Source organism: Streptomyces sp. CB01635, from assembly GCF_002803065.1.
In the GTDB taxonomy this organism is placed as follows: Bacteria; Actinomycetota; Actinomycetes; order Streptomycetales; family Streptomycetaceae; genus Streptomyces.
On sequence record NZ_NNBL01000012.1, the window covers coordinates 1 to 21282 of the forward strand.

Sequence of the window (21282 nt, forward strand, 5' to 3'; positions counted from 1 at the left end):
GCACATCTGAAGAAGCAGTCATACACAAACTAACGACGGATCTCCGGCGCAGGACACTAGCGACCTGAGCCGGAGGTTCGGGCCCCTGGGGGGTGTCCGGCGGATCATGGCCGGGCTCGCCCCGTGGGGCGCCGTGAAGTACGTCATAGTTCCGTCGGCGGATCGTGCCGGTCTCTTCGGGGCTGTCATCGGCAACGGCCCACCCCCGTAGGCGAATCCGAGGCCGTCCCGTCGACTGTCCGGGCGGTATGTCACCCTCGGCCACGACAAGGCAACTTAGGTAACCCTTTCCTGTGGCCGGGGGTGCCTGGTACTGATGGTCGGGTTCTGCTCGGCTCGTCGGAAGTCTCGCCATGAATCAAGACAATTCACCCGGCCTCATACCCTTCACGATCGACCTGACCTTCGAGGAGGCCCGGCGCCGTGCCGAGGTCGTGGCCGCGCTCGGCCCCGACTGGGATCCGGCGGCCGTCCTGCGGGGCGAGGACGAGGCGCACGCCCTCCTCTACTCGGGCCTGGACGCCGAGCAGCAGCGCACCTACGACCTTCTGGTGGCAGCCGGTGTCCTGCCGGGGGAGGAGTCGGGCCGTGCGTCTTCCCATTGATCCGCAGGCGGACATCGCCCGGCGCGCCTGGGTGGCGTGTCCCGTCTGTGACGACGCCCGCCACTGCGTGCCCTGCGCCGACCGCCGCAACTGCCGCGAGCACTGGCGCTACCTGATCTCCAACCAGGGGCCGGTCCTCCACCTCCAGTGCCCGCAGTGCACCCATATGTGGTCCCTGAACACCCGGCCGGGCGTGACCGGGCCCGACGGCAGAACGCTCTGACCCGCGACAGGACGGCCGGATCCTGATTCATGCAGGCGTGCTTGATTGTTTCTGTGGCCGCTGCCACTCTCTGAACGTCGCACCCACGTGACCGGAGAGGGGCCGTGCCGCGCGCCGCCTCCGGGATGATCCTCCGCCGACAGCTCCGGGAGACGTCGTGAGCATTGAAAAGCCCCTGGTCCACGCCTCGCACGAGCGCGGGATCACCACCCTCAGCCTCGACTCCCCGTCCAACCGCAACGCCCTGTCCGCCGGGCTCGTCGCCGAGCTGGCGGACGCGTTCACGGCGTGCGCCAAGGACGACGCCGTACGGGCCGTCGTCCTCACCCACACCGGCAACACGTTCAGTGCCGGCGCCGACCTGAAGTCCCCGCCCCCGCCGGCGGCCCTGGTCGCGCTCCTGCGGCAGATCGTCGCGCTCGACCGGCCCGTCGTCGCGCGGATCGCCGGGCATGTGCGGGCGGGCGGGCTCGGCCTGCTCGGGGCGTGCGACATCTCGGCCGCCTCGCACGCCGCTTCGTTCGCGTTCACCGAGGTCCGCATAGGGGTCGCGCCCGCCGTCATCTCGCTGCCCCTGCTCCCGCGCACCGACCCGCGGGCCGTCGCCCGCTACTACCTGACGGGAGAGCGCTTCGACGCGGCGGAGGCGGTCCGCATCGGGCTCCTGACGGCGGCGGGCGACGACGTCGACGCGGCCCTCGCCCCCGTCCTCGACGGGCTGCGCAGGTCGTCCCCGCAGGGCCTGGCCGAGACGAAACGGCTGCTCACGGCTAAGGTGCTGGAGGCCTTCGACCGGGACGCGGCCGACCTGAGCGCGCTCTCGGCCCGGCTGTTCTCCTCCGCACAGGCAAGCGAAGGGATGACGGCCTTCCTCGAACGACGGGATCCCGCATGGGTGCTGTGACCTCATCCGGTACGGCGGTGGAGCGCGCACCCAAACAGGACCGCAGCCGCGCCACCCGCCGACGCCTCCTCGAAGCCGCCGTGTCCTGCCTCGCCGAGCGCGGCTGGTCGGGCTCCACGGTCTCCGTCGTCGCCGAACGGGCCGGGGTCTCGCGCGGCGCCGCCCAGCACCACTTCCCGACCCGCGAGGACCTGTTCACCGCCGCCGTCGAGTACGTCGCCGAGGAGCGCTCGACCGCGCTGCGCGGCCTGCGTCCCCGGGGCCGCACCGAGGTCGTCGCCGCCCTCGTCGACCTGTACACGGGCCCGCTGTTCCGGGCCGCCCTGCACCTGTGGGTGGCGGCGTCGAACGAGCCGCAGCTGGGCGGCCGCGTCACCGAACTCGAGGCCCGCGTCGGCCGCGAGACCCACCGCATCGCCGTGGAACTCCTGGCCGCCGACGAGGCGCGCCCCGGCGTCCGCGAGACGGTGCAGGGGCTCCTCGACATGGCGCGCGGCCTCGGCCTCGCGAACCTCCTCACCGACGACGGGCCCCGCCGCGAGCGGGTCGTCGCGCAGTGGGCGGCGATCCTGGACGGGGCGCTGGGGTGACGCGGGGCGGATGACGTACGCGAACGGCGCCGCACGGAAGACCGCGCGGCGCCGCTCGCTGTGCCGAGGGCAGTACTCAGCCCGAGATGTCCCCGTACCCCTCGATGTCGCGCGGGTCGCGGGTGCCCGGGCCGATGTAGCGGGCCGAGGGGCGGACGAGGCGGCCCGTGCGCTTCTGCTCCAGGATGTGCGCCGACCAGCCGGCCGTGCGGGCGCACGTGAACATCGACGTGAACATGTGCGCCGGGACTTCCGCGAAGTCCAGCATGATCGCCGCCCAGAACTCCACGTTCGTCGCCAGGACCCGGTCGGGCCTGCGGGCGTGCAGCTCCGCGAGGGCCGCCTTCTCCAGCGCCTCGGCGACCTCGAAGCGCGGGGCGCCCAGCTCGCGGGCCGTGCGCCGCAGCACGCGCGCGCGGGGGTCCTCGGCGCGGTAGACGCGGTGCCCGAAGCCCATGAGGCGCTCGCCCTTGTCGAGGGCACGGCGGACGTACGCGTCCGCGTCGCCGGTGCGCTCGATCTCCTCGATCATGCCGAGGACGCGGGAGGGCGCGCCGCCGTGCAGGGGGCCCGACATGGCGCCGACGGCGCCCGAGAGCGCGGCCGCGACATCGGCGCCGGTGGAGGCGATGACGCGCGCGGTGAAGGTGGAGGCGTTCATGCCGTGCTCGGCGGCGCTCGTCCAGTACGCGTCGACGGCGGCGACATGCTTCGGGTCGGGCTCGCCGCGCCAGCGCTTCATGAACCGCTCGACGACGGTGTCCGCCTTGTCGATCTCGCGCTGCGGCACCATCGGCCGGCCCTGTCCGCGGGCCGACTGGGCGACGTACGAGAGGGCCATGACGGCGGCGCGGGCGAGGTCCTCGCGGGCCTGCGCCTCGTCGATGTCGAGCAGCGGTTTCAGGCCCCACACGGGCGCGAGCATGGCGAGCGCGGACTGCACGTCGACGCGGATGTCGCCGGAGTGGACGGGGATGGGGAACGGCTCGGCGGGCGGCAGGCCCGGGTTGAAGGCCCCGTCGACGAGCAGGCCCCAGACGTTGCCGAACGAGACATGGCCGACCAGATCCTCGATGTCGACGCCCCGGTACCGGAGGGCGCCGCCCTCCTTGTCCGGTTCGGCGATCTCCGTCTCGAACGCGACGACTCCCTCGAGGCCGGGCACGAAGCCGGGGACAGGGCCGGGGTCAAGGCCGGGGTCGGACATCAGGCGGCTCCTCTGAATGTGTACGACTCTGCGTCTGTACGACTCTGCATCTATCTGTACGACGGTGGACCGCGGTGGTGGCGCGGCCCCGGGGGCTCGCGGGCCGGATCGGTCACCCCGGTGATGCCCCGTTCGGCAGGCGGTCACCCAACCGAAGGGGCGGCGGGACCGACGACGATATCCGCTGGTGCCACCCTTGGGGAGAGCTCGCGGCACTCAGTGCCACTCAGTGATGAACTCCACGCGCCCGACTGCCCCATGCGTACGGCAGGATGACCGCGTGAGCGACCACCACGACCACCACGACCACCACGCGCCCCCGAACCCGGCCGTCATGCGTGCGCAGTACCGCCTGCCGGGTGAGGGGCTCCTGGAGGAGGACGTCCCCGCGCGCCCGATGGAACTGTTCGAGCTCTGGTTCAACGAGGCCACGCGGGCGCGCGGCGTGCTGTACGAGCCGAACGCGATGGTGGTCTCCACGGCGGACGCGGCCGGCCGGCCGAGCTCGCGCACCGTGCTGCTCAAGGCGTACGACGACCGGGGCTTCGTCTTCTACACGAACTACGGCTCCCGCAAGGCCCGCGACCTGGCGGCGAACCACGAGATCGCGCTGCTCTTCCCCTGGCACCCGATGGCCCGCCAGGTCATCGTCTCCGGCACCGTCGCCCACACGAGCCGCGAGGAGACGGCCGCGTACTTCCGCTCGCGTCCGCGCGGCTCCCAGCTCGGCGCGTGGGCCAGCGCCCAGTCACAGGTCCTGGCCACGCGCGCCGAACTCGACGCCGCGTACGCCGAACTCGCCGAGCGCTACCCGGAGGGCGAGAACATCCCGGTGCCCGACCACTGGGGCGGCTTCCGCGTCACCCCGCGCACGGTCGAGTTCTGGCAGGGCCGCGAGAACCGCCTCCACGACCGGCTCCGCTACGTCCACGAGCCGTCCGGCGCCTGGCGCGTCGAACGCCTGGGCCCCTGAGCTCCGGGTCCGCCGGTACGAGGTTCCGCCGCTACGAGGTGAGCACGCCGTCCAGGAAGGGCTCGATCGCGGAGCGCAACGCCTCCGGCCGGTCGTAGTGCACGAGATGCCCGGCGTCCGCGATCTCCGCGTACTCGCCCCTGGGCAGGACGCGGACCATCTCCTGCGACTCGGCGCGGCCCAGCTCGCCGTCGAGGCCGCGGACGACGAGGGTGGGACAGCGGACCTGGGCCAGCTCCTCCCAGTGCGCGTCGTAGACCCACGTGGCCCGGGAGACGAGCATCTGCCGGTGGTCGAACACGGGCCGCCAGCCGTCGGGGCTCTCCGCCATGACCTCGGCGTAGAACTCACCGCGCGAGGGCTGGGGCCGCTCCACCCACGGGTCGTCCTCGCCGAACCACTTCCGTACGTCGCCGAGCGTGGCGAAGGGCAGGGGCCAGGCGTCGAACCAGTCCTCCCACTCCCGCTGGGACGCCGCCCCGAGCGCGGAGGCCCGCATATCGCAGATGATCACGGCCCGTACGAGGTCCGGGCGGCGCGCGGCGAGCTGCCAGGCGGTGAGCGCGCCCATGGAGTGGCCGATGACGACGGCGGGCGCGAGGCCGAGCTGCACGAGGGCGGCCTCGGCGTCCTGGACGTACGCCTCGCGGTCGTAGGGACCCTCGGGGGGTTTCTGGCTCTGGCCGTGGCCGCGCTGGTCGAGCGCGACCGCACGATGGCGCTCCGAGAGCCAGCGGGCGGTGTTCGCCCAGTGCGAGGCGCGGCCCATGAGGCCGTGCAGTAACAGCACGCCGGGGGACTGGTCGACCTCACCCGTCTTGGGAGGGTCGGCGAACTCCCAAGCGGCGAGGCTCACGCCGCCCGCCCCGGTCACGTCGATGCGCCGCACCATAGGCCCTGGCACCCCCTTTTGGTCGCGCCTGCAGTCGCGTACCCGCGCACGCTATCGAACTCTTTTTCGAAAACGCGGTCGTTCTCGGCAATACCCCTCGTTCGAGTGACCACGCTCAAGGATTGATCGCCGTCGCCGAGGGGAGATCTTCAGCGGGAGGCGGACCGCTCGGGGAAATCGGTCCGAAGGGGATGACCCTGGGAGCTCGGGGCTCCGGGTCAGCACAGGGGAGGACAGGCCCCGGCGCCGCAAGGCGCCGGGGCCCTCTGTCTGAGTGCGCCCCGCCTGGGTGCTCCCCACCTGGGTACGTCGGCACATCGTCCTGCCCCCTCCCCGCCCGCGCGGCCGGACCGGTGCGGACCCGAAACCGAGACGGTCAGGAGTCCTCAGGTCATATGCCTCTCGCGACAGCCTTGCACGCAAAACGTCCGCGCGCTGCGATTCCACGCAGGGAATCCTGGTTTCTGCGAGAGTTCTCAGGGAATGCGATGACGTCCCAACTGTCCCTGTGGGAACAGGAGTTGACGCGTCGGTAAGTTGCCCGGACGCCTTTTGTCGCGCCCGGCGCCCGGCTCAGCGCTTGGCGACGAACACGTGCGAGGCGACATCTGCCACCAGCTCCGCAGCCTCACCGCTGCTGCCCACCAGGACCCCGCCCGGCGACGCCGTCACGCTGACCACGGAGCCCGGCTGGATGCCCGCACGCCGCAGCGTGTACATCAGCTGCGCGTCCGTCTGGATCGGCTCACCGATCCGGCGCACCACGACCGTCTTGCCGTCCGTGCCCGGGTCGAGGTCGGCGAGGGACACCATGCCCTCGTCGAGGAACGGGTCCGCGCCGTCCTTCTCGCCCAGCTCCTCGAGCCCCGGGATCGGGTTCCCGTACGGCGACTCGGTCGGGTGCCGCAGCAGCTCGAGGACGCGGCGCTCGACCGCCTCGCTCATCACGTGCTCCCAGCGGCAGGCCTCGGCGTGCACCTGCTCCCACTCCAGGCCGATCACGTCGACGAGCAGGCACTCGGCGAGGCGGTGCTTGCGCATGACGCGCGTGGCGAGCCGGCGGCCCTCGTCCGTCAGCTCCAGGTGGCGGTCCGTGGCGACGGCCACCAGGCCGTCGCGCTCCATGCGGGCCACGGTCTGGCTCACCGTCGGGCCGCTCTGGTCCAGCCGCTCGGCGATCCGGGCGCGCATGGGGACCACACCTTCCTCTTCGAGCTCGAGGATGGTGCGGAGATACATCTCCGTGGTGTCGATCAGTCCGGACATACGTGCCCCTCGATTAGCTCTGCTAGCTCACCGCTAGCTCGTGCGCTGGCCCTGAACCCAATTCTGACGCATAGCGCCGACAACCGTGCCGCGCCGGGGGAACCGGGCTCCGTACGGCAGGAACGTATTGACAGGGCACTGGTCCGGACCGCAACGTGATGCGCGGCACGCGGGCAGTAAGGGACGACGAAGGGGCTCCGCCGATGAGCGACAGCAAGCTGGCCGGTCAGTACCTCGACGCCGCGATCGGCCTGCTGAGGCGGGTGCGCGACGAGGAGGACCGCAACATCGCGGCCGCCGGCACGCTCATCGCCGACACGGTCGCCGAGGGCGGCCGGCTCTTCGCGTTCGGCGCGGGGCACTCCTCGCTCGCCGCGCAGGACGTCGTCTACCGCGCGGGCGGTCTCGCCCTGATGAACCTGCTCTCCGTACCGGGGGTCGTCGGCGTCGACGTCATGCCCGCCACGCTGGGCTCCGCCCTGGAACGTGTCGACGGGCTCGCGGGCGCCGTCCTCGACTCCAGCCCGGTCCGCGCGGGCGACACCCTGGTGATCATCTCGCTGTCCGGCCGCAACTCTCTGCCCGTGGAGATGGCCATGAACGCGCGCGCACTGGGCCTGCGCGTGATCGGCGTGACGTCCGTGGCGTACGCCGAGGAGACGAAGTCCCGCCATGTGTCGGGGACGTTCCTCAAGGACCACTGCGACATCGTCCTCGACTCGAAGATCGAGGTCGGCGACGCGGAGCTCACGTACGACACCGTCGACGCCCCCTTCGGGCCGGCCTCCACGATGGTGGCCAGCGCGCTGATGCAGGCCACCATGGCGACGGCCGCGGCCGAGCTCGCCGACCGCGGCATCCAGCCGCCGCTCCTGCGCTCCGGGAACGTGGACGGCGGCCACGAGTGGAACGGCCGCGTCTTCAGCGAGTACGGCGACCGGATCTTCTACCGGTACTGACGCGTGGCGCGCGGCTACCGGTCGAGCACCCTCGCCAGGTCGAGCGTCCCGGCGATCCGGGCCGCGACGCTCTCCGCGTACGTGGCGTCGGCCCGCTCGAACTGCGTACGGCTGGGCCCGCGCAGGAACGTCACCACGCCCAGAGTCCGCGCCCGGCTGCGCAGCACCGCGCACAGGGCGTGCACCGTGCCCTCGGGCCACTGTCTCGCCTCGGCCCACTCGCGCGCCCGCGTGGCGTCGCGCCCGCTCGCGCCGGCCCGCACCGAACCCGTGCGCTCCACGCACTGCAGCGCCGGGTGGCCCTCCAGATAGCGCACGGGCAGCGTCGTACGGGGCACCAGCAGGCTCGGCCCCGGCGCCCCCGAAGGCGTCGCGGCGGCCCGCGCCAGGCGCACCGGACCGGTACGTTCCCCGTCGGCCCCCCCATCGGCCTGCTCGTCCCCGACGACCAGATCGATCAACGCGTGGTCGGCGAACCCGGCCAGCGCGAAGTCCAGATGGATGGTCGCCGCCTCCGCCGGGTCCTCGCACTCGGCGGCGGCCCGCGAGGCCCGGTGCAGCTGGTTGGCCCGGAACCGCAGCTGCGCCGCCTCCTGCTCCGTCTGCTTGGCCTCGGTGACGTCCTGGAACAGCCATCCGACGCCCAGCGGTACGGGTTCCTCGGTCAGCGGTGAGGCGAGCCGCACGAAGCCGCTGCGCCAGCACCTGCGCGCGTCGCCCTCCGGGAGCCGCACCGTCACCCACAGCTCGGCGGGGGCCGGCGGCGCGCCCTCCGCGAGCACATGGGCGAGCGCGCTCTCCAGCTCCTCGACGCCCTGCGAGATCAGGTCGCCGAGGGGGCGTCCGAGCAGCGCGGTACGGCCGGAGCCGAGCGCTCGCGCGGCATGCACGTTCACGACGGCGGGCCGCAGGTCGGCGTCGACGAGGACGACTCCCCAGGCCGCGTCCTCGAAGAGGGCCTCGCTCAGGGCGATCGACCGCTCCAGGTCGATCTGTGTGTGCACCTCGCTGAACGCGCAGTACAGCCCGGCCGGCTTGCCGTCGGGCCCGCGCACGGCGGAGGACTGTGTCCGTACGAGGACGCGCCCGCCGTCCTTGGTGAGGAGGGCGAATTCGTGGACCTGCCGGCCCGGCGCCCGCATCGCGGCCATCAGCCGGGCCTCGACCTCGTCGGCGTCGGCGCTGCGCACCGCCCATCCGGAGAACCCGCGCCGTCCCACGGCCTCGGCCGCGGACCAGCCGAGGATCCGCTCGGCCTCACGGTTCCAATGGGTCACGATCCCGTCGGCGTCGAACGCGCAGAGCGCGGCGTCCATCCCGTCGAGCAACGCGGCAAGAAGATCGGCCCCGTCCCGCTCGGGCTCGTCGGGCCCGAGCTCGTCGGTGGCCCCACTACGCCGGGAAGCACTCACCTGGCACCCCCTGCAGGCTGTGTCCGCGTGTTCCGCACTTCAGATCATTCAACTCGAACGTGACGCAGCACACGCGGAGTTCGGGGAAATCGTTGCGTCCCGGAGATCCGGGGGGAACGTTCCGTCCTTGATCACAGCGTACGACCTCGCGGACGGGCCGAGTGTTGGGCCCGTTAATTCGCTTGAAGGCTCCCCGGACCCTTTTTAGAGTGGGGGTACACACGAAGGGAGGTGGTTCGGCAGATGTATGAATACCGGACGCGTGAGGTGACTGCGGGCTAGCAGCCCGGCGTCGCATCTCGATTTCGGCGCCGGACCAGCACGTGAGAGCTGCGTGCAGCCGGCCCCAATCCCAAGCAGTCACCCGACCCGCGAGCCGCCGGTACGTCCGGCCGGCTTCCGCCCGTCTCGTACGGGAGGAGACCTGGCTCGCGGGTCGTCTGCGTGTGAGCACAACCCGCGGGCGCACCACCCACGAGCCGACGACCCGCGCGCGGTGGATCAGGTGAAGACGACCGTCCGGCGCCCGTTCAGCAGGATCCGGCGCTCCGCGTGCCACTTCACGGCGCGGGCGAGTGCCTGGCACTCCACGTCACGGCCGATCGCCACGAGCTGGTCCGGTGTCACGTCGTGGCCGACGCGCTCGACCTCCTGCTCGATGATCGGGCCTTCGTCGAGGGCGGCCGTCACATAGTGCGCGGTCGCGCCGATCAGCTTCACGCCCCGCGTGTGTGCCTGGTGGTACGGCTTGGCGCCCTTGAAGCTCGGCAGGAACGAGTGGTGGATGTTGATGATCCGGCCGCTCAGCTCCTTGCACAGGTCGTCCGAGAGGACCTGCATGTAGCGGGCCAGGACGACCAGTTCGACATCCTCCGCGCGCACCAGGTCGAGGATCTGCGCCTCGGCCTCGGGCTTGTTGTCCTTCGTCACCGGGATGTGGTGGAAGGGGATGTCGTACGACTTCACGAGCTCGGCGAAGTCCGTGTGGTTCGAGACGACCGCCGCGATGTCGACCGGCAGGGCGCCGATGCTGGCGCGGAACAGCAGGTCGTTCAGGCAGTGGCCGAACTTCGACACCATCAGGACGACGCGCATCCGCTCCGCGGAGCGGTGGATCTGCCAGTCCATGTGGAAGGAGTCGCCGACCGCTGCGAAGCTGGCCCGCAGCTTCTCCGCGGTGACGGGCGCGTCCGCCGAGAAGTGGACCCGCATGAAGAACAGGCCCGTGTCGTGGTCGCCGAACTGCTGGCTGTCCTCGATGTTGCAGCCGGTCATGAAGAGATAGCTCGACACGGCGTGCACGATGCCCCGCTTGTCGGGGCAGGAGAGAGTCAGGACGTACTGCTCGCCGCCGGCGACGCCGGACGCGGGGGACTGCTCATTCATGCAGGCAAGGGTCCCATACACGTAACCCGCGCCGGGCCGCCGTCCCGCTGGTCGGACGGGCTCGCGGCGCTCAGGCCGCCCGCGTCATGATCCGCAGGACCTCGAGCGTGCGGGGCGCCGCGTCGGGGTCGTCGCCGTCGCTCGTGGCGAGCACGACGTGCGCGACCCGCGCGGACTGCACCGCTTCCGGCCACGCGTGGTGGTCGAGATAGGCGGAGACGGGGGCGTCCGGGCCCACCTGGTGCATGATCCGCAGCACGCGCAGCACCGCGGTGTCGACGAGCTGCGCCTCCTGGGAGTCCCGGAAGATCGTGCCGACGTATTTCTCGGCGGACCAGTTGTCGAGCCAGGTGTCCTCGACGAGGCGGTACACGGCGTCGGTGACGTCCCCGAACCCGTCCACGCCCGCGAGCCAGACGTCCCGCTGGAACGCGGGGTCGGAGAGCATGTGCAGCGCGGAGCGCACATTGCTGCGCCAGCGCCACCACGGCATGTCGTTGAGTGGCATGCCGCCCATGGTGGAGGAGCGACGGCCGCGACGGGAAGAGTTCTCCGAGCTTTGCACGGTCATCGATCGTACGTGCCGTCCCCGCCGGCCCGTCCGGACCCCCGTAATTCACCTCCACGTCACCGCACGTTGACCGCAGGTCACTCGCGGGTTAGGGATGCGGCGGAATCGTGCAGGTTCATGACTGGCCGTCGCCGCACCACCACCTCGCGCACCTCGCGCTCCCTCCGTTCCACCGTGCTTTCGGCGGCGGTGTGGGCGGCTTGCGCGTCGCTCGTCGCCGGGTGCGGACTCGTCTCCGACATCACCGGGAGCTCCAAGGACCCCATCACGGTGATGACGTGGGCGCCCGAGAAGACCCAGGCGACCAACATGCCCGGCATGCCCGCCATGGCGCGCGCCTACGCGCGCTGGGTCAACGCCCACGGCGGCATCGGCGGCCGCGACCTCAGGGTCATCACCTGCAACGACAACAACGACACCGTGGGCGCCGCCCGCTGCGCCAGGGACGCCGTCGAGCAGCAGGCTGTCGCGGTCGTCGGCTCCTACAGCCAGCACGCCCGCTCCTTCCTCGCCCCGCTGGAGTCCGCCGGCATCCCGTACATCGGCGGCTACGGCGTCACCGACGAGGAGTTCGCCAGCCCCCTGTCGTATCCGGTCAACGGCGGCCAGCCCGCCCTGATGGCCGGAAACGGACGGCAGCTGGCCGCCGCGGGCTGCGACCGCACCTCGCTCGTGCGCCCCGACACCGTCGCCGGCGACCAGCTGCCGCTGCTTCTCGACACGGGCCTGTCCGCGGGCCGCGACAAGGCCTTTGACGTGCGCGCCGCCGAGGACGCCACCGACTACACGGAGCAGGCCCGCCAGGCGCTCCAGCGGGCCGGTGCCGACCCGGTCGGGAAGGGCTGCGTGACGGCGGTCCTCGGCGACCGCACGGACACGTTCTTCGACTCGTTCCGCCGCACCCGCGACTCGTATCCGAAGGTGCGGATCTCGACCGTCCTCGGCAGTGTCGACCAGACGGTCATAGACCGCTCGGGCGGCAAGTCGGGCGTCTACGAAGGGGCGTACGTCACCGGCTGGTACCCGGTGGCGACCGACCGGCGGTGGGCGACGATGCGCAAGGTCATCAGCGAGCAGGCGTTCGGCGACAACCGGATCGACCCGGCGGATGCCGGCGTGCAGACGACCTGGATCGCGTACACCGTCCTGAAGCAGGTCATCGAGTCACTCGGCAACGGTGACGTGACGTCGCACACGGTGCGTGAGGCGCTCGACGGCGGCCTGAAGGTGCGTACGGGCGGCCTGACGCCGACGCTGAGCTGGCGCTTCGAGGACATGATCGCGGCCCGCGGCTTCCCGCGGCTCGTCAACGCCGACGTCACCTTCCAGGTGGTGCGCGACGGGCGGCTCGTGGCCGCGCGCCGCGGACTCGTCGACGTGTCGAGGACGCTGGAGGCGACCCCGACGGGCTGAGCCCGCCCGGCCGCCCCCGTATCAGCTAGAGCTGGAACGGCTTGCGCTGCGGAAGGTTCCACTGCGTCGCGATGGTGTTCCACAGCTTCGACGCCTGGGTCTTCTGCGTGGAGGCCGTGCCGCTCGCCTGGTCGCCCGCGCGGCGCTGCGGGGTGGGCTTGGCGCGGCCCTTGTGGCAGCCGCCCTTGCCCGCGACCTGGTCGGCCCACGCCGCGTAGTGGCTGTCCGCGGAGGCGGAGGCCTGCCACGCCTTGGTGAGGGACTGTGTGAGCGCCGCGTTGCTGGGCAGCTTGTCCACTTCGAGCGCGGCGAGCCGGGTGACGAGCCCGGTGCGCTGGGTGGCGGCGCCGCGCAGGTCACTGGCGGCCTTGCCGAGGTCCTTGCAGGCGCCGATGTTCGCGACGGCCCTGATGACCGTGTCGCGGCTGTTGTTCGAGTCGGCGAGGAGCTTGTCGAGCGCGACGGCCTGCGCCTTGGCGGGGTCGGCGGGCGTCGGGGACGAGCTGCCCGGCTCGCCGGTCGCGGCGGCCGGCTTGGCGTCGTCGCCCTTGTTCTCTTCGCCCCCGCCGCTGATGAGGGCGCCCGCGCCGATGCCGACGACGAGGATGCCTACGCCGATGGCGGCGATGAGCGGCACCTTCGAGCCGGTGCGGTTCTGGCCCTTGCGGGCCGCGGCCCGCCCGGTGGGCTCGTACGGGCCCTGTGGCTGCGCGGCCGGACCGGGTCTTCCCGGCCCGCCCGGTCCCGAGGGTCCGCCGGCGCGCGGGTCGAAGCGGGGCATCTGCTGCGTCGAGGCGGGTGCGTCCGGCTCCGGCTCGGTGCGGAAGAGGCTGTCGAACTCGGCCGGGGGCTGCCGGTCGCCGGGGGCGCCGGGGCGGATGCCGTAGGGCGCGCTCGGCGGCGGCGAGGGCACGGGCGCGATGTACTGCGTGGCATCGCTGTCGGTGCCCGCGGGCGGCATGGGCATGGAGCCGTACGGCTGCTGTTGCTGCTGGGGCGGCATCTGGCCGGGTGCGTTCGCGCGGCCCAGGTACTGGGTGGCGTCGGCGGGCACCTCGGGCGGCAGGGCCCCGGGAGCGACCGGCGCTATGTACTGCGTGGCGTCCGCGTCGGAGGGCGCGGTGGGGGCCATGTACTGCGTGGCGTCCGAGGCGGAGGCGGGCGGCAGTGGCGCGGAGCCGTACGGGGCGGCGTGCGGCGGCAGCGGGGCGGCCGGGGCTCCGGCAGGCGGCAGCTGCGCCGAGTACTGCTGCTGCGGTGCGGCCGGGGGCAGCGGGGCCGCGGCGTGCGGCGCGTTCTCACCCGGCAGCGCGGGCGACGCGGACGGCGCGCCCCACTCGTACGTGGGCATCGGGCCGCCGGAGGCCGCCTGCGCGGACTCGGGGCCCCACGGCTGGCCCCAGGGGCTGCCGCCCGAGGGGGCGACGTGCGACTGGTCGCCGAAGGTACCCGGCAGCAAGGGCTCGCTGCCGTCGGCGGGCAGCACGACGCCTTCGTGTGCCTGCCGCACCGAGGGAAGGTGCGGATCCTCGCCCTGTCCGCTCTGCTGCGTCACCGGGACTCCTACGACTGGGGGACCTTCGGAATCGTCGGCTCACGCTACCGGGTCCCCGCACACACGTGCCACGCAGCTCAGAACCCCACAGCCTCCCCACACCCTCAAGTAACAAAACAGGCCTGCGGAACGCTGATTAGCGCCCTCCCCAAGCGGGTTGAGGCGTCCGTCACACAAGCTTCACCCGTACGTCTCCTGCGCGCCGCCCACCAAACTTCACGCTGCCTGAAGATCAAGGCGCGCACCGAACTCCCGCACCACGGGTTCGTCCCGGTACGGCTCAAGGCGCTGCCTGAAGTCGTCCAGGTACTCGGCGCCCCGGTTCGAGCGCAGCGTGCCGAGGAGTTCCACCGCGCGCGTCCCCGTCTGACAGGCCTGCTCGACCTCGCGCTGCTGCACCTGCGCCGTGGCGAGCAGCACAAGGCCGATCGCCCGGCGCCGCGCCCGCGACTGAGGATGCCCGGCCAGGGACGCCTCGGCCTGCCGCCGCGCCGCCTCCGCCTGCCCCAGATCCCGGTAGCAGTGCGCCAGTTCGTCCGCGAGATACGCCGCGTCGAAGTGCGCGATCCAGGCCGGGTCGTCGCCCGAGTCCGGCTCGGCCCGCTCCAGCGCGGCCAGCGCGCTGCCCGCCACCGCCTGCGTGGCCCGCGCGTCCCCGAGCAGGGCGTGGCCCCGCGCCTCGGCCGCGTAGAACATCGCCTCCGCGCGCGGGGTCACCCGCCCGCGCGCCCCCTCCTGCGCCGCGCGCGCCAACTGGGCGATCTCGCGCGGGTTTCCGAGCTGCGCCGCCAAGTGGCTCATGGACGCGGCCAGTACGTATCCGCCGTACCCGCGGTCCCCGGCGGCCTGGGCGAGGCGCAGGGACTGGATGTAGTACCGCTGGGCGAGGCCCGGCTGTCCGGTGTCGACGGCCATGTAGCCGGCCAGCTCCGTCAACCGGGCGACCGCCGCGAAGAGTTCACGCCCCACGGCCTCCCGGTACGAGCCCGCGAGCAGCCCCGACACCACGCTGTTCAGATAGTGGACGACCACCGGCCGCACATGCCCGCTGCCGTACTGGTGGTCAAGGTCCGTCAGCGCCTGGGTCATCGCCCGCACGGCCGCCACGTCCGACGCCCCGACCCGCGGCCCCGCCGACCGCGCGACCTGCGAGTCGGGTACGGAGATCAGCCAGTCCCGGCTCGGTTCGACCAGCGCGGACGAGGCCACCGACGACCCGGACAGGAAGTCCCTGCGCCCCACGTCGCTGCGCCACAGCTCGCACACCTGCTCAATGGCGCCGAGGACGGTCGGCGAGAACTGGAGGCCGACGCCCGAGGCGAGGTTCTTGCCGTTGGCCATGCCGATCTCGTCGATCGTGACCGGGCGGCCGAGCTTGCGGCCGATGGCCTCGGCGATGATGCCGGGCGCCCGGCCGCGGGGCTGCTGCCCGCGCAGCCAGCGGGCCACCGACGTCTTGTCGTAGCGCAGGTCGAGGCCGTGCTCCGATCCGCACATGTTGACCCGGCGGGCCAGCCCGGCGTTCGAGCAGCCTGCTTCCTGGATGAGCGCCTGCAGCCGTTCGTTGGGCTGTCGCGCTACGAGAGGCCTTGCGGCCATGGCGTACCCCCCTGTGTGCACCGTGGACCATCGGGCTGGCTCGGGCAGAGCCCGCCTTGAGGTGATCAATGCCCTGAGATCAAACGGAAGATGCGCCACAAAGGAGGGCAAAAACAAGCAAGAGCCCCAACTGGTAGCCGGTCGGTGGACAACACCCTCGTCTGGTCCTCCGGGCTGGCTACCCCCCAGCCGGGGCCATTCCTCCCGCGCGCCCCCGCCCATGCATCCATGCGCCCCACGTGCCGGATCGGTGCTGCAGGCCCCCGCGCGCGTGCGGCCGTAACCCCGGGTGGCGGCGGGAGTTGAGAACGTCGTGGAAGAGACCATCGGAGTCACCTCGGCAGTCACCTCGCCTCCCCAGATCCCCAAGCAGCGCGGGGAGACCCTCCTCGACGCCGCCGTGCGCTACGCGGAGGAACGCCACTGGGACGTGTTCCCCGGCACCTGGCTGGAGGTCGACGAGGGCAGGCAGCACTGCTCCTGCGGCGACGCCAGGTGCGCGGCCCCCGGTGCCCATCACGCCCGCGAGGACTGGGCGAACCAGGCGACCGGGAGCGCGACCGCCGCCCGCCGGCTGTGGTCCAAGCACCCCGCCGCCTCGATCCTGCTGCCGACGGGCCGCACGTTCGACGCGATCGACGTGCCCGAGACCGCCGGGTTCCTGGCCCTGGCCCGCATGGAGCGCATGGAACTCACTCTCGGCCCGGTCACCTGCACCCCCGACCGCCGGATGCAGTTCTTCGTCCTGCCGGGCGCCGCCTCGAAGGTCCCCGACCTGGTCCGCAAGCTGGGCTGGCCGCCCGCCTCCCTCGACCTGGACGCGCTCGGCGAGGGCGCCTACGTCGCCGCGCCGCCCACCCGCGTCGGCGGCCGGGGCGCCGTCCAGTGGGCCTGCCGCCCCACCGCCGCGAACCGCTGGCTGCCCGACGCCGAGGAGCTCATCTCCCCGCTGGCGTACGCGTGCGGGCGGGAGGGCCGCCGGTAGACACCCGACAGTGATCCGCGCGGCCACGTATCGTGCGATGGGGTCCCCCCTGCTCGAGCGGAGCCGAGAGTTTGGGGGACGGTGACGGCGACGAAGGGCGGCGGGCGGCACAGTGACCGAGGCGGGGATCAGGACCGAGGCGGGGACCGAGGCCGGGGCGCCGGCCGTACGCGTACAGGACCTCTGGAAGGCGTTCGGCCAGAGCGTCGCCGTCGCGGGGATCGATCTCGCCCTTCCCGCGGGCAAGTTCATCGGCCTCGTCGGGCCGAACGGCGCGGGCAAGACGACCACCCTTTCCATGGTCACCGGCCTGCTCCGGCCCGACCGGGGCACCGTCGAAGTCGTCGGCCACGACGTGTGGCGCGACCCTGTCGAGGTGAAGGCCCGCATCGGGGTACTTCCCGAGGGACTGCGCCTGTTCGAGCGGCTCTCGGGGCGCGAACTCCTCGCGTACACGGGCAGGTTGCGCGGCCTGCCCGGCGCCGAGGTCGACAAGCGCGCCGCCCAGCTCCTCGACGTGCTCGACCTCACCGGGGCCCAGCACAAACTCGTCGTCGACTACTCGACCGGCATGCGCAAGAAGATCGGGCTCGCCGCCGCGCTCCTCCACAACCCCGAAGTCCTCTTCCTGGACGAGCCGTTCGAGGGCGTCGACCCGGTCTCCGCGCAGACCATCCGCGGCGTCCTGGAGCGCTACACCGGCTCCGGGGCGACCGTCGTCTTCTCCTCCCACGTCATGGAGCTCGTCGAGTCGCTCTGCGACTGGGTCGCCGTCATGGCCGCCGGCCGCATCCGCGCACAGGGGCCCCTCGCCGAAGTGCGCGGCGACGCGCCCTCCCTCCAGCAGGCGTTCCTCGAACTCGTCGGCGCGAACAGCCGCGACACCACCTCCGACCTGGACTGGCTGGGAGGCGGCAGCCGGTGACCACGACGACCGTCACGCTGGTCCGCCTCAAGCTGGCGCTCCTGCGCAACGGACTGCGCGGCTCCACGGGCCGCCGCGCCGCCTACATCGCCACGCTCGTCGTCGTACTGCTCGTCGCCGCGCTCCAGCTCATCGGCCTGATCGCCCTGCGCGGCAGCACCCACGCGGCGACCCTCTGCGTCATCCTCACCGCCGTACTCGCCCTCGGCTGGGCGGTGATGCCGCTCTTCTTCCCCTCCGGCGACGAGACCCTCGACCCGACCCGCCTCGTCATGCTCCCGCTGCGGCCACACCCCCTCGTACGGGGTCTGCTCATCGCGTCCCTCGTCGGGATCGGCCCCCTGTTCACGCTCTGTCTCGCGGTCGGCGCGGTGATCGCCCTGGCGCACGGGGCCGCCGCGTCCGCCGTCGCGGTCCTGGCCGTCGCCCTCACCCTGCTCACCTGCGTCGCCCTCGCCCGCGCCGTGGCCGCCGCCAACATCCGGCTGCTCACCAGCCGCAAGGGACGCGACCTCGCCGTCCTCAGCGGGCTCGTCATCGCCGTCGGCGCGCAGGTCGTCAACTTCGGTGCGCAGCGGCTCGGTTCGTCCGGCGGCCTCGGGGCGCTCGACCCGGCGGGCGACGTGCTGGCCTGGATCCCGCCCGCGTCCGCGATCGGCGCCGTCGACTCCGTGAGCCACGGCTCGTACGGCGTCGCGGCGGCCCGTCTCGTCGTGTGCGTGGCCGCCCTCGCCGGACTTCTGTACGCGTGGCAACGCGCCCTGACGCGTCTCATGACGTCCCCCGACGGCTCCACGCTCCAGGCCGCCGAGCCCACCCGCCGCAGGCGCACGTCCCGCGGCCCCCGCCTCCTGCCCGACGGCCGCACGGGCACGGTCATGGAGCGCGCCCTGCGCTATGTGTGGCGCGACCCGAAGACCAAGGCGGCCTGGGTGACGTCCCTGGCCATCGGCCTGATCGTGCCGGTCTTCAACGCTCTCCAGGGCACCGGCTCCATCTACTTCGCGTGCTTCGCCGCCGGAATGCTCGGCATCCAGATGTACAACCAGTTCGGGCAGGACACCTCGGCGTTCTGGATGGTCGCCATGACCATCTCCTCGCCGCGTGACGCCTACGTCGAACTGCGCGGCCGCGCCCTCGCCCTCCTGACGATCACCCTGCCGTACGCGACGCTGGTCACCGTCGTCACGACCGCGATGCTCGACGACTGGCGGGCCCTGCCCGAGGTGCTCGGCCTCTCCTTCGCGCTCCTCGGCGCGATGCTGGCCACCGGCGCCTGGTCGTCGGCCCGCTTCCCGTACTCGATCCCGCAGGAGGGCTACAAGAACGTCGCCCCGGGGCAGGCGGGCCTCGCCTGGATATCGATCTTCGGCGGGATGGTCGCGGCGGCCCTGCTGTGCGCGCCCGTCATCACCCTCGCGATCTGGCTGCACGTGTCGGGCGCCGAGTCCGCGACCTGGCTGCTGCTGCCGATCGGCGCCGCGTACGCGGCGGGGATCACCCTGGCGGGCCTGCGCCTGGCCGCCCCGCGCACGGCGGCCCGCCTGCCGGAGATCCTCGCGGCGGTCAGCAAGGGATGACGCGTGCCGCAGGGCGTATCCCGCGTATCACCCTGGAGCTCGTCACATCCGGCTGAGCGCCGCCGTCGCGTACAGGACGTCGTGGATGGCCTCGCGGTCGCCGTCCTGTCCGGCGGCCGCCTCCTCCGGAGTGACGTGACCGGCCGCCAGGCGGCAGAACTCGGCGCCGTCCAGGGCGACATGGGCAACCTCGTGCTCCTCCGAGCCGACCGCGCCGGGCGAGTCCAGGGCGATGAGCCACTCGCCGCCGCCCGCCCCCTCGACCTCGAGGCGCAGCGTGCGGCCCGGCGCGCCCGCGGCGACCAGGCTGCGGGCCGGTGCGGCGAGGCCCGCGCGGCGGCGCCCGGCGAGGGAGTCGGGAAGCAGCCGGGCCGCCAGATCGATCATGCGGTTCAGATGGCGGGCCGACGGCGGCTCGTACGGGTAGTCCACCGCCTCGGCGATGTCCTCGGCGTGCACCCAGCACTCGAAGGCGCGGTCCAGCATCGAGTCGCGCAGTGGCAGAGTGAAGTCCCCGTACGGGACCGCCAGTTGACCCGACGTGCGGGTGCGGCCCGAGGAGCTGCCCGGGTCGGCCGCGAACGACACCGTGCGGATCACGGCGTGCGACTGCTCGCGCCAGGGGCCGCGGACGGCACGGGTCGGCGGGAAGTGCGAAGCCTTCCAGAACGTCTCCGTGCGGCTCTCCGGCGTGCGGCGCTCCTCGGGTGTGACGCCGAACAGCGGGTCGTCGAGGCCGAGCGCGACGGCGACCAGGCCGTCCACGCTCATCAGGTGCGTGAGGACGCCGGCGACGGTCGTCTTGCGGCTGACCCGGTCGTCCCCTTCGTACCAGCGAAGCCGTACGGGCGCGTGCCACTCGGAGTCGCCGATGTCCTGGAGCAGGGCGTCGAGGCGGGCGGTCTCCGCGTCGTACGGGGCGGCCCACTCGGGGACCGGGATGCGGGGCGGGCGGCGGGTGAGGCAGCCCTCCAGGACGCGGGAGCGCAGCATCGGGTCGAGGTCGAGGCTCTCCTCGGAGTGCAGCAGGCCCACGGCGTCCCGCAGCCGCAGCGCCTCCTCGGCGCAGGGGCCGCAGTCGCCGAGGTGCTCCTCCACGGCGACGCTCTCCGCGGCCGAGCACGCGGCGAGCGCCCACGCGCCGAGGAGTGACTTGAGGACGCGGTGCTCCAGGACGAGCGGCTCGGGGAGGTGGTCCGGCAGCGGGCGCCGGGTGTCCTCCACGGAGGAGCGCGGCGTCGGTATCCGGGCGTTCGCGGCGGCGTCGGGACGCTCGGCGCCCTCGAAGCCTTCGGGTTGCCCGGCGCCCTCGCGGTTGTCGCGGTTGTCGGGGTTGTCGGGCTGCTCGGCGTTGCCGAAGGGGTTGGGCCCGCTCACAGCGCCCTCCCGTGTCCGGGAGATCCCGGCGGGGTGCCGGACGTGCCGCTGTCGTGGGCCGTGGACAGGAGCTGGAGTCCGAGGCGCAGGCGGCGGCGCGCCTCGTCCTCGGTGACGCCGAGGTCGACCGCGGTCTGGCGGTAGTCCCTGCGCTGGAAGTAGGCCAGCTCCAGCGCGGCGCGCAGCGGGGCGGGCATCGAGGTGACGATGTAGTCGGCGCGGGCGGCGGCGGAGGCGTGCCGCACCTTGCGCTCCAGGTCCTCCGTGGTGCCCTCGCCGCTGCGGACGAGGGCGGCGGACTCGGTCTGGCGCAGGCGGTGGACCGCGCGCCGGTGGGTGAGGGTGGCGATCCAGGAGCGCAGGGGCCCCTGCTTGGGGTCGTACGCGTCGGGGTTCTCCCAGACGTGGGTGAAGACGTCGCGCGTGATGCGGTCGGCCGCGTCCTCGTCGCCGAGTACGCGGTGCGCGAGCCCGTGCACGAGCGACGCGAAGCGGTCGTACAGCTCACCGAGCGCCGCGGCCTCCCCGTGCGCGAGCCGCTGCTGCATCCTCCGGTCCCACCGGGTCGGAGTCTCCTTGGCCATGCGGCCCCCTCACCGTGTGCCTTCCCTCGAATGTAGTCGGACGCACCGACAACGCACCTGCCTTTGCGTCAAAGGTCGACCTGGCCGGATGCGGATGGTAAGGAGGCAGTCACGTTGCGCGGACCTTTGGCGCCGAAAGCAGTGCAAAATCCGATCACTTGGGTCTTAACCGGGCCATATGTGATACGTCTGCAGTGGTGTTTCAGCACCTCGCGGTCGGGCAGCCGCGAGAGAAGACAAGCGTAAGCAGGGGTTCCGGATCAACGGGAGGAGTGG

20 protein-coding genes are annotated in these 21282 nt (G+C 72.5%); 10 read left to right on the plus strand and 10 right to left on the minus strand.

All coding sequences use genetic code 11. The features are described from left to right. Positions 1-353 precede the first annotated feature (353 nt). The 4 genes from CG723_RS26455 to CG723_RS26470 all read left to right on the plus strand — a co-directional run bounded on the left by CG723_RS26455 (position 354) and on the right by CG723_RS26470 (position 2322). Positions 354-605, plus strand: coding sequence for a DUF6400 family protein (locus CG723_RS26455; protein ID WP_100596003.1), 252 nt, complete (start codon positions 354-356; stop codon positions 603-605). Beyond that, positions 589-828 carry a hypothetical protein gene (locus CG723_RS26460; protein WP_100596004.1) on the plus strand — a complete coding sequence of 80 codons (240 nt, stop codon included), beginning with the start codon at positions 589-591 and terminating at the stop codon, positions 826-828. Before CG723_RS26455 ends, CG723_RS26460 begins: the two co-directional genes overlap by 17 nt. Positions 829-985: 157 nt before the next feature. Beyond that, positions 986-1732 carry an enoyl-CoA hydratase family protein gene (locus CG723_RS26465; RefSeq protein WP_234374524.1) on the plus strand — a complete coding sequence of 249 codons (747 nt, stop codon included), beginning with the start codon at positions 986-988 and terminating at the stop codon, positions 1730-1732. Next, positions 1720-2322 carry a TetR/AcrR family transcriptional regulator gene (locus CG723_RS26470; RefSeq protein ID WP_100596005.1) on the plus strand — a complete coding sequence of 201 codons (603 nt, stop codon included), beginning with the start codon at positions 1720-1722 and terminating at the stop codon, positions 2320-2322. The genes CG723_RS26465 and CG723_RS26470 overlap by 13 nt, the downstream gene beginning before the upstream one ends. Before the next feature lie 76 nt (positions 2323-2398). Here CG723_RS26470 and CG723_RS26475 read toward each other — a convergent pair whose 3' ends face one another. Next, positions 2399-3529 (minus strand): citrate synthase 2, encoded by a 1131-nt coding sequence (locus CG723_RS26475; RefSeq protein ID WP_100596006.1) that lies wholly within the window; start codon positions 3527-3529, stop codon positions 2399-2401. Positions 3530-3761: 232 nt separating this feature from the next. Here CG723_RS26475 and pdxH point away from each other — a divergent pair, with 232 nt between their 5' ends. After that, on the plus strand, positions 3762-4502 hold the full coding sequence (pdxH, locus tag CG723_RS26480) for a pyridoxamine 5'-phosphate oxidase (RefSeq protein ID WP_100596007.1): 741 nt from the start codon (positions 3762-3764) through the stop codon (positions 4500-4502). A 31-nt stretch (positions 4503-4533) separates the two neighbouring features. Here pdxH and CG723_RS26485 read toward each other — a convergent pair whose 3' ends face one another. Together CG723_RS26485 and CG723_RS26490 are read right to left on the minus strand one after the other, a co-directional pair. Further along, positions 4534-5394: an alpha/beta fold hydrolase gene (locus CG723_RS26485; protein ID WP_100596008.1), complete on the minus strand. Its 861-nt coding sequence runs from the start codon at positions 5392-5394 to the stop codon at positions 4534-4536. A gap of 573 nt (positions 5395-5967) precedes the next feature. After that, positions 5968-6660, minus strand: coding sequence for a metal-dependent transcriptional regulator (locus CG723_RS26490; RefSeq protein WP_100596009.1), 693 nt, complete (start codon positions 6658-6660; stop codon positions 5968-5970). 203 nt (positions 6661-6863) lie between these two features. Here CG723_RS26490 and CG723_RS26495 point away from each other — a divergent pair, with 203 nt between their 5' ends. Further along, positions 6864-7619, plus strand: coding sequence for an SIS domain-containing protein (locus CG723_RS26495; RefSeq protein ID WP_100596010.1), 756 nt, complete (start codon positions 6864-6866; stop codon positions 7617-7619). A 14-nt stretch (positions 7620-7633) separates the two neighbouring features. Here CG723_RS26495 and CG723_RS26500 read toward each other — a convergent pair whose 3' ends face one another. The 3 genes from CG723_RS26500 to CG723_RS26510 all read right to left on the minus strand — a co-directional run bounded on the left by CG723_RS26500 (position 7634) and on the right by CG723_RS26510 (position 10988). Beyond that, on the minus strand, positions 7634-9031 hold the full coding sequence (locus CG723_RS26500) for a PAS domain-containing protein (RefSeq protein WP_100596011.1): 1398 nt from the start codon (positions 9029-9031) through the stop codon (positions 7634-7636). Between the two features lie 501 nt (positions 9032-9532). Beyond that, positions 9533-10417: a formyltetrahydrofolate deformylase gene (gene purU, locus CG723_RS26505; RefSeq protein ID WP_100596012.1), complete on the minus strand. Its 885-nt coding sequence runs from the start codon at positions 10415-10417 to the stop codon at positions 9533-9535. Between the two features lie 70 nt (positions 10418-10487). Then, on the minus strand, positions 10488-10988 hold the full coding sequence (locus CG723_RS26510; protein ID WP_100596013.1) for an SCO4402 family protein: 501 nt from the start codon (positions 10986-10988) through the stop codon (positions 10488-10490). 117 nt (positions 10989-11105) lie between these two features. Here CG723_RS26510 and CG723_RS26515 point away from each other — a divergent pair, with 117 nt between their 5' ends. Next, positions 11106-12401 (plus strand): ABC transporter substrate-binding protein, encoded by a 1296-nt coding sequence (locus CG723_RS26515; RefSeq protein WP_100596014.1) that lies wholly within the window; start codon positions 11106-11108, stop codon positions 12399-12401. 25 nt (positions 12402-12426) lie between these two features. Here the strand turns inward: CG723_RS26515 and CG723_RS26520 are convergent, their stop codons facing one another. Beyond that, entirely contained in the window at positions 12427-13956 is a 1530-nt protein-coding gene (locus tag CG723_RS26520) for a hypothetical protein (protein WP_100596015.1), read from the minus strand. Positions 13957-14172: 216 nt separating this feature from the next. Next, the gene (locus CG723_RS26525) at positions 14173-15555 is read right to left on the minus strand and encodes a transcriptional regulator (RefSeq protein WP_100596016.1); all 1383 of its coding nucleotides are present in this window, start codon (positions 15553-15555) and stop codon (positions 14173-14175) included. A 313-nt stretch (positions 15556-15868) separates the two neighbouring features. On the opposite strand from CG723_RS26525, the gene CG723_RS26530 reads away from it, so the two are divergent. From CG723_RS26530 to CG723_RS26540, 3 genes are all read left to right on the plus strand, one after another. Beyond that, positions 15869-16540 (plus strand): bifunctional DNA primase/polymerase, encoded by a 672-nt coding sequence (locus CG723_RS26530; protein ID WP_199841905.1) that lies wholly within the window; start codon positions 15869-15871, stop codon positions 16538-16540. Positions 16541-16652: 112 nt separating this feature from the next. Next, positions 16653-17465, plus strand: coding sequence for an ABC transporter ATP-binding protein (locus CG723_RS26535; RefSeq protein ID WP_234374525.1), 813 nt, complete (start codon positions 16653-16655; stop codon positions 17463-17465). Further along, positions 17462-19045, plus strand: a complete 1584-nt coding sequence (locus CG723_RS26540) for a transporter (protein ID WP_234374526.1) — start codon at positions 17462-17464, stop codon at positions 19043-19045. Before CG723_RS26535 ends, CG723_RS26540 begins: the two co-directional genes overlap by 4 nt. A gap of 42 nt (positions 19046-19087) precedes the next feature. On the opposite strand, the gene CG723_RS26545 is transcribed toward CG723_RS26540, so the two are convergent. Together CG723_RS26545 and CG723_RS26550 are read right to left on the minus strand one after the other, a co-directional pair. Beyond that, on the minus strand, positions 19088-20422 hold the full coding sequence (locus CG723_RS26545; RefSeq protein ID WP_100596017.1) for an MDMPI N domain containing protein: 1335 nt from the start codon (positions 20420-20422) through the stop codon (positions 19088-19090). Then, positions 20419-21006, minus strand: coding sequence for a sigma-70 family RNA polymerase sigma factor (locus CG723_RS26550; protein ID WP_100596018.1), 588 nt, complete (start codon positions 21004-21006; stop codon positions 20419-20421). Before CG723_RS26550 ends, CG723_RS26545 begins: the two co-directional genes overlap by 4 nt. Positions 21007-21282: the final 276 nt, after the last annotated feature.